This is a genomic window from Azospirillum soli (assembly GCF_017876165.1).
Taxonomy (GTDB): Bacteria; Pseudomonadota; Alphaproteobacteria; order Azospirillales; family Azospirillaceae; genus Azospirillum; species Azospirillum soli.
This window is the reverse complement of the sequence record NZ_JAGINQ010000006.1, coordinates 189,164-206,127: the sequence shown is the minus strand read 5'-3', so window position 1 is coordinate 206,127 and position 16,964 is coordinate 189,164. Positions and strand designations below refer to the sequence as shown.

12 protein-coding genes are annotated in these 16,964 nt (G+C 71.1%); 3 read left to right on the top strand and 9 right to left on the bottom strand.

Features of this window, described 5'->3' with window-relative positions; translation table 11 throughout:
• The first annotated feature begins 148 nt into the window (after positions 1–148).
• Positions 149–3,088, top strand: a complete 2,940-nt coding sequence (locus J2852_RS12120; RefSeq protein ID WP_209875664.1) for a PAS domain S-box protein — start codon at positions 149–151, stop codon at positions 3,086–3,088.
• Between the two features lie 78 nt (positions 3,089–3,166).
• Here J2852_RS12120 and J2852_RS12115 read toward each other — a convergent pair whose 3' ends face one another.
• The 3 genes from J2852_RS12115 to J2852_RS12105 form a co-directional block, all read right to left on the bottom strand.
• A complete protein-coding gene (locus J2852_RS12115) occupies positions 3,167–5,614 on the bottom strand; it encodes a sensor histidine kinase (protein ID WP_209875662.1) in 2,448 nt (815 codons plus the stop codon).
• Positions 5,615–5,623: 9 nt separating this feature from the next.
• Positions 5,624–7,150 (bottom strand): bifunctional metallophosphatase/5'-nucleotidase, encoded by a 1,527-nt coding sequence (locus tag J2852_RS12110; protein ID WP_209875660.1) that lies wholly within the window; start codon positions 7,148–7,150, stop codon positions 5,624–5,626.
• A 154-nt stretch (positions 7,151–7,304) separates the two neighbouring features.
• Positions 7,305–8,552, bottom strand: coding sequence for an MFS transporter (locus J2852_RS12105; protein ID WP_209875658.1), 1,248 nt, complete (start codon positions 8,550–8,552; stop codon positions 7,305–7,307).
• 251 nt (positions 8,553–8,803) lie between these two features.
• On the opposite strand from J2852_RS12105, the gene J2852_RS12100 reads away from it, so the two are divergent.
• Positions 8,804–10,489: an FAD-dependent oxidoreductase gene (locus tag J2852_RS12100; RefSeq protein WP_209875656.1), complete on the top strand. Its 1,686-nt coding sequence runs from the start codon at positions 8,804–8,806 to the stop codon at positions 10,487–10,489.
• 196 nt (positions 10,490–10,685) lie between these two features.
• Here J2852_RS12100 and bluB read toward each other — a convergent pair whose 3' ends face one another.
• The 3 genes from bluB to cobA are packed head-to-tail and all read right to left on the bottom strand — an operon-like array spanning position 10,686 to position 13,445.
• Positions 10,686–11,342 carry a 5,6-dimethylbenzimidazole synthase gene (gene bluB, locus J2852_RS12095; protein WP_209875655.1) on the bottom strand — a complete coding sequence of 219 codons (657 nt, stop codon included), beginning with the start codon at positions 11,340–11,342 and terminating at the stop codon, positions 10,686–10,688.
• The gene (locus tag J2852_RS12090; protein ID WP_209875652.1) at positions 11,339–12,661 is read right to left on the bottom strand and encodes a cobyrinic acid a,c-diamide synthase CobB; all 1,323 of its coding nucleotides are present in this window, start codon (positions 12,659–12,661) and stop codon (positions 11,339–11,341) included. Before J2852_RS12090 ends, bluB begins: the two co-directional genes overlap by 4 nt.
• Entirely contained in the window at positions 12,654–13,445 is a 792-nt protein-coding gene (cobA, locus tag J2852_RS12085) for a uroporphyrinogen-III C-methyltransferase (protein ID WP_209875650.1), read from the bottom strand. Before cobA ends, J2852_RS12090 begins: the two co-directional genes overlap by 8 nt.
• Between cobA and J2852_RS12080 the strand changes: the two genes are divergently transcribed.
• On the top strand, positions 13,444–14,604 hold the full coding sequence (locus J2852_RS12080) for a cobalt-precorrin-5B (C(1))-methyltransferase (RefSeq protein WP_209875648.1): 1,161 nt from the start codon (positions 13,444–13,446) through the stop codon (positions 14,602–14,604). The genes cobA and J2852_RS12080 overlap by 2 nt on opposite strands.
• Here the strand turns inward: J2852_RS12080 and cobM are convergent.
• Genes cobM through cbiE form a run of 3 tightly spaced genes read right to left on the bottom strand, consistent with a single transcriptional unit; the run spans position 14,583 to position 16,950 of the window.
• Positions 14,583–15,344, bottom strand: coding sequence for a precorrin-4 C(11)-methyltransferase (gene cobM, locus J2852_RS12075; protein ID WP_209875646.1), 762 nt, complete (start codon positions 15,342–15,344; stop codon positions 14,583–14,585). The genes J2852_RS12080 and cobM overlap by 22 nt on opposite strands.
• The gene (locus tag J2852_RS12070; protein ID WP_209875644.1) at positions 15,341–15,727 is read right to left on the bottom strand and encodes a cobalamin biosynthesis protein; all 387 of its coding nucleotides are present in this window, start codon (positions 15,725–15,727) and stop codon (positions 15,341–15,343) included. The genes cobM and J2852_RS12070 overlap by 4 nt, the downstream gene beginning before the upstream one ends.
• The gene (gene cbiE, locus J2852_RS12065; protein ID WP_209875642.1) at positions 15,724–16,950 is read right to left on the bottom strand and encodes a precorrin-6y C5,15-methyltransferase (decarboxylating) subunit CbiE; all 1,227 of its coding nucleotides are present in this window, start codon (positions 16,948–16,950) and stop codon (positions 15,724–15,726) included. Before cbiE ends, J2852_RS12070 begins: the two co-directional genes overlap by 4 nt.
• Positions 16,951–16,964: the final 14 nt, after the last annotated feature.

The window sequence follows — 16,964 nt, the reverse complement described above, 5'->3', positions numbered from 1 at the left end:
GGGTTGAGAGGGGGCGACCCTTTTGCTAAATGGCAAAGGACGATGCAACCGGCGTTGAGGCGGGTATCCGTTGCCGCACGCGCGACGGCGGCATGCATCGGTCCCATGGCGGCCGGGGCGGGGGCGCCGCTCTCAGCGTGCGGACCTCATGAGCATCCTGACGCGGCTCATCCTGCTCGTTCTGATCGCTGCCCTGCCCGCCATCGGCATCCAGGCCTACAACGAATTCGCCCTGCGCACTGTCGGGGAACGGCGGGCGGCGGAAGAGGCGCGCCGGCTGCTGGTGCTGATCCAGGACGAACAGCAGCGCGTCGTCGAGGGTGTGCGCGAGGTGCTGACCACGATCGCCCAGGCCGCCCCCCTGATCGGCACGGACGGCGCGCGGTGCCAGCCCTTTCTCGACCGGTTGCGCGGCCGGCTGCCCCGTTCGGAAAGCGTCCTGCTGACCGACCGCGCGGGCGTCGTCCTCTGCGCCACGGCCCCCGCGCTGGTAGGCAACCGGATCGCCGACCGCACCCACGTCCAGATGGCATTATCGACCGGCGGCTTTGCGGTCGGCGACTACATCGTGCGGCGGTCCACCGGCCACGCGGTGCTGCCCTTCGCGCTTCCCTACGGCGACGACGCTGGGGAGATGGGCGGCGCCGCCGTGCTGGCGCTGGATGTCGGTTGGCTGAAGGACTATCTGGCGCGCAAGCCCCTGCCGCCCGACACGCTGCTGGTTCTGGCCGACCGCAACGGCGTGCTGCTCGCCCGCCATCCGGACGGCGGAGGCAAGGACGGGGGCGACGGGGTGGGCAAGCCGATGCCGGCGCCGATGATGGCGCTGCTCAACCGCGAGGCGGGCGGCGTGGCCGAGGTGACCGACCTGGACGGGACAGCGCGGCTGCTCGCCTACTCCCCCGTGCGCGACGCTCCGGACGACCTGTTCCTGGCTGTCGGCCTCAACCGGGACGTGGCGCTGGCCGATGTCGGCACGGCGACGCGGCGCGGCGCGCTGCTGGTCGCGTTGGAACTGCTGCTGATCCTGCTCGCCGCGTGGTTCGGAGGGCGCGTCTTCGTGCTGCGTCCCGTCGCGCAGCTGAACCGGGTCGTCAACCGCTGGCGCGCCGGTGACTACGGCGCGCGGATCGGCCTGCCGTCCAACGGGTCGGAGATTGAGCGGCTGGCCGGCGCCTTCGACACCATGGCGGAGGAGCTTCAGGCCCGCGAGCATGCCCGTCAGGCGGCCCGAGCGGCCGAGCGCCGCATGGCCGCCATCCTTGCCAGCTCGACCGACGCGCTGGTCGAACTGGACCGCGACGGCCGCATCACCTTCGCCAGCGAGCGCGCGGAGGCGCTGTTCGCGGGGAATGGCCCTTTGACCGGCCGGCGCTTCGCCGACGTGCTGCCCGGCCATGCCGCCGCCCTGTTCGCGGAACGCTTCGCCCGCGCCTTGGAGCGGCGGGAGCCGGAGGAGTTCGAGGCGTGGATCGGTGGCCCGCGTCCCTGGCACGCCGTGCGCCTCTTCCCCACGGGCGAGCGGCTGGCCGTCTACGTCCAGGACGTGACCCGGCGCAAGCAGGACGAGCGCGCCATCCACCTTGCCGAGGAGCGCTACCGTTCCGTCCTGGACACGGCCGCCGACGCGGTGATCCTGGTCGATTCGGACGGCACCATCCAGGCCTTCAACCGCGCCGCCGAGCGCATCTTCGGCTATCCGGCGGAGGAGGCGGTGGGCAGCAGCATCCGCGCCCTGATCCCCGCCGGTCTGGGGGCAATCGACGCCGGCAACGACGCCGTTCCCAGGGACGAGCCCCAGGTCATCGACACCGGACGGGAGGTGGAGGGCCGGCGCAAGGACGGGACGCACCTGCCGTTGGAAATGGCGCTGGCCGAATGGTGGGATGGCAGCGACCGTCTGTTCACCGCCAACCTGCGCGACATCACCGACCGCAAACGCTCGCAAACCGCCTTGCAGCAGGCCAAGGAGCTGGCCGAGCGCGCCAACCAGGCCAAGACGCGCTTCTTGGCGGCGGCCAGCCACGATCTGCGCCAGCCGGTGCAGTCGCTGTTCTTCTTCGCCACCGCCCTGTCCGACCAACTCCGCAACCATCCCGGTCGCGCCACGCTGGACGGCATACAGCACGCGCTGGAGGCGCTGAAGCGGCTGCTCGACGGGCTGCTCGACATTTCCAAGCTCGACGCCGGGGTGGTGCAGCCGGCCCCGGCCGTCTTCGCGCTGCGCCCGGTCCTGGACCGTCTCGCCACAGAATACCGCCCGCAGGTCATCCGCAAGGGGCTGGAACTGCGCGTCGTCCCGACCTCGCTCTATGTGCGCAGCGATCCGGTGCTGCTGGAGCGCATCCTGCGCAACCTGCTGGAAAACGCCCTGCGCTACACCCGCCAGGGCCGCATCCTGATCGGCGTGCGCCGGGCCGGCGGGCACGCGCGCGTCGTCGTGTGCGACAGCGGCATCGGCATTCCGGTGGACCGCCAGGAAGAGATTTTCGAGGAGTTCACCCAGATCGCCAACCCGGAGCGCGACCGCGAACGGGGCCTTGGGCTGGGGCTCGCCATCGTGCGGCGGCTTTGCTCGCTGCTCCTCCACCCGGTGCATGTGGTGTCCAAACCGGGGCGGGGGTCTTCCTTCATGGTCGAGGTCCCGCGCGCCGAACCGCCGCGCGTGGCGGCGACTCCGGCGGGGAGCGGGATGAACGCCGTCGCCGTTCCGGACCGCCAGCAACTCGTCCTGGTGATCGACGACGAGGTCATCATCCTGATGGGCCTGCGCGTGATGCTGGAGGGCTGGGGCTACGACGTCATCGCCGCCACCTCCGGCGAGGAGGCCATCAGGCTGCTGGAGAAGGAGCGCCGCTGCCCGGACGTGATCCTGGCCGATTACCGGCTGCGCCACGGCAAGACCGGCCCGGAGGCCCTGCGCGCCATCCACGCGCATTGCGAGTCGCCCATCCCCAGCATCATCCTGACCGGCGACACCGCCCCCGAACGCATCGTCGAGGCGCAGCGCAGCGGCTTCAGCATCCTGCACAAGCCCGTCTCCGCCCATCACCTGCGCAAGCTGGTCGGCGAGGCGGGGGGACGGTGAAGGTTGCGCGGCACGCGCGTCGATCGGCGCATGAGCGCTTCATGTCCGGCCGACCGTACACCCCGCCGGGAGAGGGGATCAAACCGCCGCCATGCTTTTCACCGTGGCCGCCGCCGGGACGATGCGGGGGAAACGCAGAGTGAAGCGGGTGCCGTCTCCGGGAATGCTGGACACGGCGATGGTCCCGCGCAGCTTTCCGGTCACCAGATTGTAGACGATGTGCAGGCCGAGGCCGCTGCCGCCGCTGCCCCGGCGCGTCGTGAAGAAAGGGTCGAAGACCTTCGGCAGGACGTCGGCCGGGATGCCGGCGCCGTCGTCGGCGACCTCCAGCTCCACGAGGTTGGCCGGCAGGGTGCGTGCGGAAATGATGATGCGGCCGGCGCGTCCGGGTGCGAAGGCATGGGTCAGCGCGTTGATGATCAGGTTGGTCAGGATCTGCGACAGGGCGCCGGGATAGCCGTCGACCTCCAGCCCGTCAGGACTTTCCACCTCGATCAGCAAGCCTTCCATGGACTTGTAGGCCGGGCGCAGGCTGCGCAGCAGTTCGCCGATGTAGTTCTTCAGGTCGAAGCGGCGGCGCTCGTCACTGGACTGGTCCACGGCGACCATCTTGAAGCTCTGCACCAGATTGGCGGCGCGGGTGCTGTTGGACAGGATCAGCTGCGCCAGCTCCCGCCCGTCCGCCAGGAAGCGCTGGAAGTCGGATTTCCGGATGGCGCCGGAATCGTGCTTGTGGGCCAGATCCTCGATGCTGGTCACCAGCTGCGAGGCGCCGGTCAGCGTGATGCCGATGGGCGTGTTCACCTCGTGCGCCACGCCGGCGACCAGCTGGCCGAGCGAGGCCATCTTCTCCGCCTGGATCAGGCTGGCCTGGGTCTCCTTCAGCTCGCGCAGCGCCTGTTCGGCGGCGTCGCGGGACCGGCGCAGGGCCGCCTCGGCCTCCACCTCGCGGGTCACGTCCACGACGACGGCCTGCACGGCGTAGTCGCCCATCCATTCGACGCGGCGCCCGGTCATCTCGATCCACCGCTCGGTCCCGCTGGCGTCGCGGGCGCGCATGCGCCGCCGGGGCTGCAGGCTCCCGGTCTCCAGCAGAACGCGGTTGTTGGACAGCATCTGCGGCCGCTCCTCCTCCGGCACGAAGGCGAGGATGCTTGGGATGCGCAGCACGTCCTCGACCGTCACCGTCTCCCCGATCATCTGGGCGAAGGAGTCGTTGGCGTAGAGCGGCCGGAAGTCGCGGTGGATGACGATGCCCTGGATGGAGCCTTCCACCAGATCGCGGAAATGCCGCTCCTTGTCGGCCAGATCGCGCTGGCGGCGGTCGATCTCGTCGATGAAGTAGCGGATGGAGGCGGCGATGTCGGTGATCTCATCGTCGCCCTCCACCGGCACCGCGGCCGGGGCGGGCGCGGCCGTCCCCGACAGGCGAGCCAGAACCGCGCCGTTCAGCCGCGTGACGCGCGAGGTCAGGAAGCGCCGGAAGAAGACGTAGACGCCGATGGCCAGCAGGACCGAAGCGGCGACGAAGACCAGCACGGCGCGCGAGCGTTCGTGGATCATCGCGGCGAGCGCGCCGGTGCGGCGGGTCGATTGTTCGTGCAGGGAGTCGAACAGCGCGCGGGTGGAGCGGTCCACCGCCTCCACCAGCACGCGGGACTGGCCGGACAGCGCCTGGGCGCGGTTGCGCGCCTGAAGCCGCGCCGCCGAACTGTCGAACAGGCCGTTGGGGGCGACCAGGATGCCGGCCAGCCGGTCGCGGACCTCGGTCATCGCGGTCATGGAGGGATCGGGGGCCATGGCGGCGATCCGCCCCAACTCGGCCAGGGTGCGTTCGGCGGTGCGCTGCTCGCCCTTCAGCCGGTTCAGGTGGTCGAGCTGGGCGGCCCCCGCCGCGCGGGCCATCAGGGCGCCGGCTTTCACCGCCCAGGCGCCGAGCAGGCCGCCCGTATCCGGGCCGGACAGCCGTTCCAGCGCATCGGCCATCTGGGCTAACGCGCGGATGGAATCGGCCTGCCGGTCGGCGGCCTCGATCTGGCGATCGACCTCCGTGTTCAGGTCGGCGACGGTGGCGGCCAGGATCAACAGGGTGGAGCGCACCTGCTCCAGAAGGCGGGTCTCGTCGCCTTCCCCGTCGTCGCCCTCATTCTCGCCGCCGCCGGTCTGAAGCAGCGCGTTCATGCGGGCGACCAGGGTTTGCAGAACCTCCAGTTCTCCGATCACCTCGTCATGGACCGTCCGGCGCTGCGGCGTGGAGGCCGCCCCGGCCAGCACCGGCAGGCGGGCGACCAGCTTTTGCAGCGACCCGCGCAGCTCCGCCGCCGTGATGACCTCTGGCAGGGTGGTGGCGGACAGCGACGAGACCTCGCCCCGGAACTGCTGGAAGGAGGAGAGCGACACGCCGCCGATCAGCACGACCAGCAGCGCCATCACCGACAGGCCCAGAGTGATGCGCAGGACGATGCCGCCCCGCCGCCTTGCGGGAGGGTGGGGGATCGGGGTGGTGCCGGGGGAGGACAGCGGCATGGCTGGCCGTTACCGCTGCACCGTCAGGCGACCGTCCAGGCGCGGCGCGAAGCTGCCGGCGCGGGCGATGTGGTCGGCGATCAGCTTGGACAAGAAGTCGGCGTCCCGCCCGTCCACCAGTCGTGGCGCCCCGGCCAGCGCGGCGTAGCCGTCGCCGCCGCCGCCGATGTAGCTGCCGACCGCCAGCCGGTAGCGCGCCGCCGGGTCCACCGGCTTGCCGCCCACGGTCAGTTCGGTCACGCGCTGGCCGGCGGGCCGGTTCAGGTCCACGACGACGCGGGCGTTCGACAGGTGCGGAAAACGGCCCTGCAACTGCTCCACGCCCGAATAGCCGGCCTCCAGCGCCTCGCGCAGGCGCTCGCCGGTGACCTCGACCAGCACGGGGGTGTCGTGGAAGGGGATTTCCGTCTGAATGTCACGCAGGGTCAGGGTGGTGCCGGGTTCGTACAGCCGGTCGCCCCGGATGATGCCGCCATTGATGAGGGCCACGTCGGCCTCCATCGCCGCGCGCAGCGCGTCGGCGACCGCGTTGGCAAAGGCGTTCTCGGCGCCGCGCACGGCCTCGCGCCGGGTGTCCATGGGCGTTTCCAGGCGGCCCAGCTGCATCCGCAGCAGCCCGTCCAGCCGGGCCATGTAGGTCTTCACCCGGACGGCCGTGTCGGGGTCGGGCGTCACCGTGGCGGTGTCGATGGCGCGCACGCCGGGCGACCAGACGACGCGACCCGCTCCGTCCCTGGTCTCGCGGTCGATGGTCACGTCGATGCCCAGCGCCCAGGCGGCCTGCGGGTCCACGGTGGCGGTCAGCGTCCTGCCGTCATACTCCACGCCGATGGCCCGGCCGCGATCCTGGTAGAGCACGATGTCGGCGATGCCGGCGGCCATGATGTCCTTGTGGGTGTTGCCGACGTTGCCGGTCATCGCCACGATCAGGTCCGCCCCCTCCGCGCGCAGGGTCTTGGCCGCCTCGCGCAGGGCCGGCACCGGGTCGCGGAACTCCGTCCGCTTGGCGACGGTGGTGTCGCGCGTCAGCACGGGGGTGGCCGCCAGCACGCCGACGCGGTAGGGGCCGGCGTTCAGCAGCACCGCGCGCTCCACCCCCTCCAGCGGCTTGCCGGTCGCCGTGTCGGCGGTGTTGGTGGTGACGAAGGGGAAGGCGGCCTCGAAGGCACGGGCGCTGACGGCGTCGTCGCCGTGCTGGAAATCCAGGTTGAGGACGGCCATCGCGTCGATCCCCACCCGATTCAGCAGATCGACCATGTGGGCACCCTGGTCGTAGAAGGACAGAGCCGAGGGCGCCAGCGTCTGCCCGCCGTGCAGCGCCAGCACGGGTCCGTTCCCTGCGCCGCCGCCCGCGCGCTCCCGCCGGATCAGCCCGGCCAGCCGGGACAGGCCGCCGCGCTCCTGGCCTTCGTCCAGCTCGCTGGTGCCGTGGGCGTAGAGGATCGTGAAGCGGAACGGCTCCGCGCTCGCCGGCCACGGCGGCAGGAACACCGCCAAGGCCAGAAGGAGGACAGCGCGGAGGCGGGACGACGGCATGCCGATCCTTGTCTTCTGGTGCGCGGCCTTCCGGTGCGCAATGAGGTTCGAAGGAGGCATTCCCGCTTCGCGCGAGGATTATGCGCGCACAGCCGCCGGAGTTGAAGTGCCGAGCGCTAGCCGAATGGTCGCGGGCGCCGTCAATGCATCGGCCTCAGTGCATCGGCTGGCGCAGGTCGGCGGTCCGCAGCGCCGGGAACCGCCATGCCCAGACGGCGGCCAGCGCCATGGCGCCGACGCCGCCCGCCACCACGGCCGGCACGGCCCCGAACCACGCCGCCGCCGTGCCCGATTCGAACTCCCCCAACTGGTTGGAGGCACCGAGGAACAGCGACGACACGGCACCCACGCGCCCACGCAGGTCGTCGGGGGTGGCCAGCTGGATCAGGGTCTGGCGGACGAAGACGTTGATCTGATCGGCCGCGCCCAGCACCACCAGCGCGGCGAAGGACAGGGCCGGTTCGGTGGACAGGCCGAAGACGACGGTCGCCGCGCCGAACAGCGCGATACCGCTCAGCAGGGCGACACCGGCCCTGCCGGCCACCATCCAGCGGGCGAGCGCCAGCGCCATGACCAGAGCCCCGATGGCCGGCGCGCTGCGCAGCAGGCCGAGACCCCAGGGGCCGACGTCCAGCACGTCGCGGGCGTAGACCGGCAGCAGCGCGGTGGCCCCGCCCAGCAGCACGGCGAACATGTCCAGCGACAAGGCACCCAGGATGGCCGGCCGGCTGCGGATGAAGGCCAGCCCGGCGAACAGCGAATCCCAGCTCATCGCGCGCCGGGCCAGCGCGACGGGGCGCGGGCGCAACGCCAGAACGAGGAGCGCCGCGAGGGCGTTCAGCGCCGTGGCCGTGCCGTACACCGCCGCCGGCCCGGCGATGTAGAGGATGCCGCCCAGCGCCGGGCCGCTGACCATCGCCACCTGCATGGCCGAGGAACTCCAGGCCACGGCGTTGGGCAGATCCTTCGGCTCCACGATGGCGGCGATGATCGCCTGGTAGGACGGTCCGGCGAAGGCGCGGGACACGCCGATGGCGAAAACGGCGGCGAAGATGGCGGCGGTGCTGGCCGCCCCGGACAGGGTCAGCGCGAACAGCGCGCCGACCGCCACGACCTCCACCGCCAGGGCGGCGGCCAGGATGCGCCGGCGGCAGTGGTTGTCCACGATGTGGCCGGCGACCAGGGCCAGCATCAGGGTCGGCAGGAACTGGAACAGCCCGACCAGCCCGAGGTCGAGCGGATCGCCAGTCAGGTCGTAGACGTGCCAGCCGACCGCCACCGCCTGCATCTGCCCGGCCAGCCACGCCGCCACCCGCGCGAACCAGTACAGACGGAAGGAGGAATGGCGCAGCGCGGCGCCGAAACTGTTTTCCGCCGGAACGGCGTGGGTGGCGGTGGACATGGGACTCCTCGGGCCGGGGGCACCTTGGCCAGGCCATGTCCTTGTTCGGGAAATAGGCTGCGTCCTGGGCGCGTAATGGGTGTTTCATCAAATTGAAACATGCTTGTGATATTTGGAAGTGCGCAAATTGTCCCGCAAAAGCTGTGCTCGATCGGTCAAGCCCCCGATGGAACGACTTGCCGACGGTTTGGGCGGAAACCACCTCTGGACTGTCCGGGACCAGAAACGCCGACACGCCGTGGGGGTGCTCCATGCCGCATCGCAGCCTTCCCCTGCACTACGCCACCCCGCCGGAACTGCGCGGGGAGACGGCCGGGCGCCGCCCGGTAGTCATCGTCGGCGGCGGGCCGGTGGGGCTGGCCGCCGCCATCGACTGCGGGCTGCACGGCATTCCCGTCCTGCTGCTGGACGAGGACGACGCGGTATCCACCGGCAGCCGGGCCATCTGCTGGTCCAAGCGCACGCTGGAGATCTTCGACCGGCTGGGCGTGGCCGGGCGGATGCTCGCCAAGGGGATCACATGGAAGGTCGGCAAGCTGTTCCACCGCGACCGGCTGGTCTACCAATTCGACCTGCTGCCGGAAGCCGGGCACAAGATGCCGGCCTTCATCAACCTTCAGCAGTATTTCGTCGAGGAGTATCTGATCGAGCGCGCGGCCGAGTTGCCCAGCGTCGAGATGCGCTGGAAAAGCCGCGTCGTCGGTCTGACGGCCGCTCCGGACGGCGTGACGCTGGAGGTCGAGACGCCCGAGGGCTGCTATGCGGTGGAGGCCGATTGGGTGTTGGCCTGCGACGGCGCGCGCAGTCCGTTGCGCAAGATGATGGGGCTGAGCTTCGAAGGGCAGGTGTTCAAGGATCGCTTTCTGATCGCCGATTTGCGGATGGCCGCCGATTTTCCGACCGAACGCTGGTTCTGGTTCGATCCGCCCTTCCACCCCGGCCAGAGCGCGCTGCTGCACCGGCAGGCCGACGACGTTTTCCGCATCGACCTGCAACTGGGCTGGGACGTGGATCCGGAGGAGGAAAAGAAGCCGGAGCGCGTGATCCCTCGGCTGCGCGCCATGCTGGGTGAGGCGGCGCGCTTCGACCTGGAATGGGTGTCGGTCTACACCTTCCAATGCCGGCGGCTGGAGCGGTTCCGGCACGGGCGCGTGCTGTTCGTCGGCGACAGCGCCCATCAGGTCAGCCCCTTCGGCGCGCGGGGCGGCAACGGCGGCATCCAGGACGCCGACAATCTGGTGTGGAAGCTGGCGCTGGTCTTGCGCGGGGCGGCGCCGGAAACGCTGCTGGACAGCTATGACGAGGAGCGCATCCGGGGTGCGGACGAGAATATCCGCAACTCCACCCGCTCCACCGACTTCATCACGCCCAAGGGGCCGGGGGCCACGCTGTTCCGCGACGCGGTGCTGGGCCTTGCCGACGACGCGCCCTTCGCGCGGCGGCTGGTCAACAGCGGGCGGCTGTCGCTGCCCTGTGCGCTGGACGGCTTGGCGTTGCAGACGCCGGACAGTGCTGAGTGGGAGGACGGCGCCGGCCCTGGCCTGCCGTGTCCCGACGCGCCGATCCGGGAGCCGAACGGGGCGCCGGGCTGGCTGCTGAACGAGTTGGGGCACGATTTCGTGCTGCTGGTCTTCGCCGACAGCCCCGCCGATCTGCCGGACTGCGCCGCGCTGAAGGCGTTGCAGCATCACCCGGCGGGCTTGCGGGAACTGGTGGTGGCGACCGACGCGGCTTCGTTCGATGGAGACTTCGCCGTGCTGACGGACGCGGAGGGGCTGGCGCGGCGGCGCTACGGCGGGCGTCCGGGATCGGTGCATCTGATCCGTCCCGACCAGCATGTGGCGGCGCGCTGGCCGGTTCTGGACGAGGGGGCGGTGTGGGCGGCGCTGGACCGCGCCACGGGGCGCGCGGCAACCCCGGCCAGCGCCGCCGCCTAAAAGAACAAAATCCCATAGAAATCACAGTAAGTTTACGGCGTATGCGTATGCCGCACCGCACCTATACGCGATTGGTAATACCACTGCTCGGCCAAAAACCCTATTCTCCGCCTGCCCATTCTCGGGGCGTTTCCTCCCTAGACTCAGGGCCGTGGACTTCCGCGGCCCTTTTTTCTTGCCCGCGCGGGGAGCCGAGTCAGGCGCGGTTGTCCCAGCGGTCGTGGAAAACCAGCTCTTCCAGCGGCAGGCGCTGGCGCCATCCGGCCTTCGCCAGTTCCGGCGATTCATGGAAATGGGAGACGTGGCCCAGGCATAGGTAGGCGATGGGCACGATCCGCTCCGGAATGCCCAGCGCCTCGCGCAGCTTGTCCTCGTGCAGGATGCTGACCCAGCCGACGCCCAACCCTTCAGACCGCGCGGCGAGCCACAGGTTCTGCACTGCGCAGACGCAGGAATAGAGGTCCATGGCCGGGATGTGCGTGCGGCCCAGCACCACCGGGCCGGACCGCTCGCGGTCGCAGGTGATGCAGAGATTGACCGGCGCCTCGCGGATGCCCTCCAGCTTCAGCCGTTGGTAGAGCGCCTGCCGTTCGCCGGTGAACAGCGAGGCCGCTTCCTCATTGGCCTGCGTGAAGTCGGCGTGGATGCGCGCCTTCACCCCCGGGTCGCGGACGACGATGAAATTCCAGGGCTGCATGAAGCCGACCGACGGCGCATGGTGCGCGGCGGTCAGGATGCGGGTCAGGACGGCGTCGTCCACCGGCTCGGCCGTGAACTGCCCGCGCACGTCGCGGCGGGAGAAGATGGCCTTGTAGAGCGCCTCGCGCTCCTCCGGCGTGAAGGCGTCGGTCATTCTGCGGTGTCCGTCGCGATGACGTGGAAGAAGGAGCCGCTGACCAGCCCGCGCCGCCCGCCCAACGGGCCGAGGTCCGATCCGTCCGCCGCCGTGGCCGCGAATAGCGGATCCTCCTCTCCGCGCGTGAGGACGGAGGCGTAGTGGAACTCGTGCCCGCGCAGCGCCGTGCCCATCCGGCCCAGGACCGTGTCGCCCAGCAGCACGGCGCGCCGGTAGCCCAGATGCAGCTTGCGCTTGGCGAAGGAGGTCCGCACACCGAGCAGCCCCAGCATGGCGTGCGTCGTGCCCTCGGCGTCCTCCAGCGTTTCGCCCAGCACCATGTAGCCGCCGCACTCCCCATAGACGGGGCGGGTTTCGGCGAAGCGGCGAAGGCCGTCGCGGAAGGTCGCGGCGGCGGCGAGGCGGCCGGCGTGCAGTTCCGGATAGCCGCCCGGCAGATAGACAGCGTCGCCGCCGGCCGGCGGCGCCTCGTCGGCGAGTGGCGAGAAGGTCACCACCTCCGCCCCCGCCGCGCGCCAGCTTTCCAGCAGATGCGGGTAGGTGAAGGTGAAGGCGGCGTCCCGCGCGATGGCGATGCGCTGTCCGAACGGCGGCAGGGCGGGGGCAAAGACGCCGGCCGGGGCCTTGGACGGCGTCGCCAACGCGGCCACGGCGTCCAGATCCACATGCTGCGCGATGAAGCGGCCCAGCGCCTCCAGCCGTTCGGCGAGGCCTTCCGTTTCCTCGGCCTGGATCAGCCCCAGGTGCCGTTCCGGCAGGATCACGTCGGGGGTGCGGGGCAGGGCGCCCAGCACGGGAATGCCCAACGCCTCGATGGCGCCGCCGGCCAGGGCTTTGTGCCGGGGGCTGCCGACATTGTTCAGGATGACGCCGCCGATGCGCACGCCCTCCTGGTAGGTGGCGAAGCCCTTCACCAGCGCGGCGGCGGACTGAGACTGCCCCTTGGCGTTGACCACCAGGATCACCGGCCAGCCGGTGCGGGCGGCCAGTTCCGAGGTGGCGCCGGTGCCCGTCGCGCCGACGCCCGCCACGCCGTCGAACAGGCCCATCAGAGCCTCGCAGACGATCAGGTCGGTGTCCTGCCCGGCGCGGTGGGCCAGCGAATCCAGCAGGTCCGGCCCCATCGCCCAGTTGTCGAGGTTGAAGCTCGGCCGCCCGGTGGCCGCCTGGTGGAAGGCCGGGTCGATGTAGTCCGGCCCCGCCTTGACCGCCCCGACGCGCAGCCCCCGCGCGCGCAGCGCCGCCAGCAGCCCCAGCGTCACCGTCGTCTTGCCGGTGCCGGACGCCGGCGCGCCGACGATCAGACCCCTAGACATCCACGACCTCCGTCGGCAGCCATTCCAGAACGGGGCGCAGCCGTACCACCTCGCCGATCACGATGATGGCCGGCGGCTCAAGGCCACTCTTGGCGAGGTCGTCCACGCAGGTGCCCAGCGCGGTGACCAGCACCTTCTGCCGCTCGGTCGTCGCGTCGGTGACGACGCCGACCGGCGTGTCGGCGGGCAGGCCGCCGGCCATCAGCTCGGCCGAGATTTCCGGTAGGCCCTTCCAGGCCATGTAGAGGATCAGCGGCACCTTGGCCGCCGCCAGCGCCCGCCAGTCCGGCCCGCCCGCGCAGGAATGGCCGGTCGCCAGCACCACCGCCTGGTTGGCCGTGCGGTGCGTCGCCGGGATGCCCGCATAGGCCGGCCCGGCGAGGCCCGAGGTGATGCCGGGAATGATGCGGAAGGGGATGCCCTGTTCGGCCAGCGCCTGCGCCTCTTCCCCGCCACGGCCGAAGACGAAGGGGTCGCCGCCCTTCAGGCGCAGTACGCGGTGCCCCTCGCGCGCCAGCTCGATCAGGCGGCTGGTGATGTCGTCCTGGTGGGCGGACGGGCGCCCGCCGCGCTTTCCCGCGAACTCCAGCCTTGCCGTGGGTGACGCCAGCCCCAGGATCCGTTCACTGACCAGCGCGTCATGGACGATCACGTCGGCTTGCCTTAGACCTTGCAGCGCCAGCAGGGTCAGCAATCCCGGATCGCCGGGGCCGGCGCCCGCCAGCCACACGCTGCCGGCGGCGAAGGGAACGAGGAGAGAGTCGGGCAACGGCTCTATGGTCATGGACGAGCACTCAGCGACGGAAAACGGTGTGGCGAACGGCGATGGCAAGACGTTGCGCCGGGGCTGGACGACGGGCACCTGCGCTACCGCCGCCGCGCGCGCGGCTTGCGAGGCGCTGTTCACCGGCCACTTTCCGGACCCGGTGACGGTGACCCTGCCCGGCGGCCAGATGCCGGCCTTCGCGCTGGCCTGGACCGACAAAGGTGACGGCCAGGAAGGACAATGGGCCGCGGCCGGCGTGGTGAAGGACGCGGGCGACGACCCGGACGTGACCCACGGCGCGCTGATCCGTGCCCGCGTCAGCCGCGCCGAGCCCGGCCAGGGCGTCGTCTTCCGCGCGGGAGAGGGCGTCGGCACCGTGACTCGCCCCGGCCTTCCCATTCCGGTCGGCGAGCCCGCCATCAACCCGGTCCCCCGCGCCATGATCCGTCAGGCGGTCGAAGAGGCGGCATCCCTCGCGGGTCAGGCCCCCGACATCGTCGTCGAGGTGTCCGTGGAGAACGGCGAGGTCCTCGCCCGCCGCACCATGAACGCGCGGCTCGGCATCATCGGCGGCCTGTCGATCCTGGGGACGACGGGCATCGTCGTGCCCTATTCCTGCGCGGCCTGGATCGCATCGATCCAGCGCGGCATCGATGTGGCGCGGGCCGGCGGGCTGACCCATGTCGCGGCCTGCACCGGCGACCTGTCGGAAAAGGCGGTCACCGCGCGCTATGGCTTTCCCGAACAGGCGCTGATCGACATGGGCGATTTCGCGGGTGGCACGCTGAAGTACCTGCGCGGCCATCCCGTTCCGCGCCTGACCTTGTGCGGCGGCTTCGCCAAGTTCGGCAAGCTGGCACGCGGCATTCTGGACCTGCATTCCAAGCGCGGCAGCGTCGATCTCGATTGGCTGGCCGACCGGATGGCGGACCTGGGCGCCACGCCCGAACTGGTGTCCGAGGCCCGCGCCGGCAACACCGCCGCCCATGTGCTGGGCATGGCGACGGACGCCGGCCTGCCGCTGGCCGACCGCGTGGCGGCGCTGGCCCGGGACGCCGCGCTCGGCGTGCTGGACGGCGCGCCGGTGGAGGTCGAGGTGCTGGTCACCGACCGCCAGGGCAACATCGTGGGCGAGGCCGGTTGGCGCGGGCCTGTTCACTCCCCCAACCCCCGGTAACGGCGGATGTGCGAGCCGTCGTACAGCGCGCTGTTGCGGAAATCATCGGTGCCCAGCGCCGGGCCGACGAGGATCAGCGCCGTGCGCTCCATCGGCGCTTCGGCCACCTTGGCGGCGATGTCGGCCAGAGTGCCGCGCAGCACGCGCTCGTCCGGCCAGGTGGCGCGGTAGACGACCGCCGCCGGGCAGGCGACGCCGTACAGGGGCGTCAACCGCTCCACGACGCGGTCGATGACGTGGACCGACAGGTGGATGGCGAGCGTCGCGCCCGACTGGCCCAGCACCTCCAGCGTTTCGTTCGCCGGCATGGCCGACGCGCGGCCCTCGGTGCGTGTCAAAATCAGCGTCTGGCTGACCTCGGGCAGGGTCAGTTCGCGGCCCAACGCCGCCGATGCGGCGGCAAACGCCGGCACGCCGGGCGTGATGGTGTAGGGGATGTGCAGCTCGCGCAGGGCCCGCGTCTGCTCACCCAGCGCGCTGTAGACCGACAGGTCGCCCGAATGAAGGCGCGCCACGTCCTGTCCCTGTTCGAAGGCCGCCTTGAACTCGGCCACGATCTGGTCGAGCGTCATGGGCGCCGTGTCCACCACACGCGCACCCGGCGGGGCGTAGGCGAGGATTTCCTTTGGCACCAGGGAACCGGCGTAGAGGCACACCGGGCAGGAGGCGATCAGGTCGCGCCCGCGCAGGGTCAGCAGGTCGGGCGCGCCCGGTCCGGCGCCGATGAAATGGACGGTCATGCCGAATCTCCCGAAATGGCGAGCGCGCAAGTAGCACGAGGGGTGGAGCGGCGCGGCAGCAGCAGGCGCGACCCCGGTCCGGCGGCGGCCAGCGCGGCGGCCTCGGCGACCGAGGCAATGCCCACGGCCGCCTCGACGCGCGCCGAACGGGTGAGCGTCCGGTCTTGCGCGGCAGCCATCGCCGCATCATCGATGAAGTGAAGCGGCAGGGCCAGCAGGCGCGCGGCCTCGTGCACGCCTTCTTCATGCCGCTTCCGCTCGGGCGCGGCCAGGACGGCGACGGTGCCATCCTGAATGGCCGCCTCATCGAAGGCGGCGCGGACCAGCGTGGCGATCTCGTCGCCCGCGCAGCCCGTCCGGCACCCGATCCCCGCCGCGATCATAGGGGCTTCTCCCCCAGCCAGAGGGTCACCGGCATCAGCGGACGCCAGCCGAGGAAACCGCCGATGGGCGCGGCCCGGCTGACCGCGATCTGCGACAGCTGCCCGCCCAGGCGCTTGTGCGTGGCGATCAGCATGGCTTCGCTTTCCAGAGTCACGGCGTTGACGACGATCCGCCCGCCGGGCTTCAGCGCGGACCAGCAGGCGTCGAGCACGCCGTCGTTGGTCAGGCCGCCGCCGATAAACACTGCGTCGGGGGCGGGCAGGCCGCTCAGTGCCTCCGGGGCCTTGCCGCGCACCAGTTCCAGCCCCGGCACACCGAAGGCGGCGGCGTTGGCAGGGATGCGCGCGGCGCGGTCCTCCTTGTGCTCAACGGCGATGGCGCGGTTGGTCGGGTCGGACAGCATCCATTCGATGCCGATGGAGCCCGAACCGGCGCCGATGTCCCACAGCAGTTCGCCACGTCGAGGCGCCAGCCAGGACAGGGTGACGGCGCGGACTTCGCGCTTGGTGATCTGGCCGTCGTGCTCGAACCAGTCGTCGGGCAAGCCCGGCGTGCGCGGCAGGCTGCGGGCGCCGGGGGCGGCGACGCACTCGACGGCCAGCGTGTTCAGGTCGGCAACGCGCTCCGCGTTCCAGCCGTCGGCGGTGGTGTCGACGCGGCGTTCGCGCGGGCCGCCCATAGCTTCCAGGGCGACGACGCGCGACGGGCCGAAGCCACGCGCCTTCAGCAGCGCGGCCAGTTTCGCGGGCGTCGTGCCGTCCCAACTGAGGATCAGCAGGCGGGCGCCGGGGTGCAGGTGCGGGATGACCAGTTCCAGCGGCCGGCCATGCACGGTCAGGCAAGTGGCGTCCTGCAACGGCCAACCCAGTCGCGCCGCCGCGAGGCTGAATGAGGACGGGGCCGGGACCACCAGCATCTCTTCGGCCGGAACGATGCGCGACAGGGTGGCGCCGATGCCGTACCAGGAAGGATCGCCGCTCGCCAGCACGCAGACCCGCCGCCCGCGCCGCGCCAGCAGAGCGGGGTAAGCGTCGGACAGCGGCGACGGCCACGCCATCCTCTCCTGCCCGGACATCTCCGGCACCAGCGACAGTTGTCGCGCGCCACCCACCACCAGTTCCGCGCTTTCGACCAGCGCGCGGGCGGCGGGGGACAGGCCGTCCCACCCGTCTTCACCGACGCCGACGATGCGGAGCCATCGCTTTTCGGCTGTGCTATTCATGCGGCCACCGACCA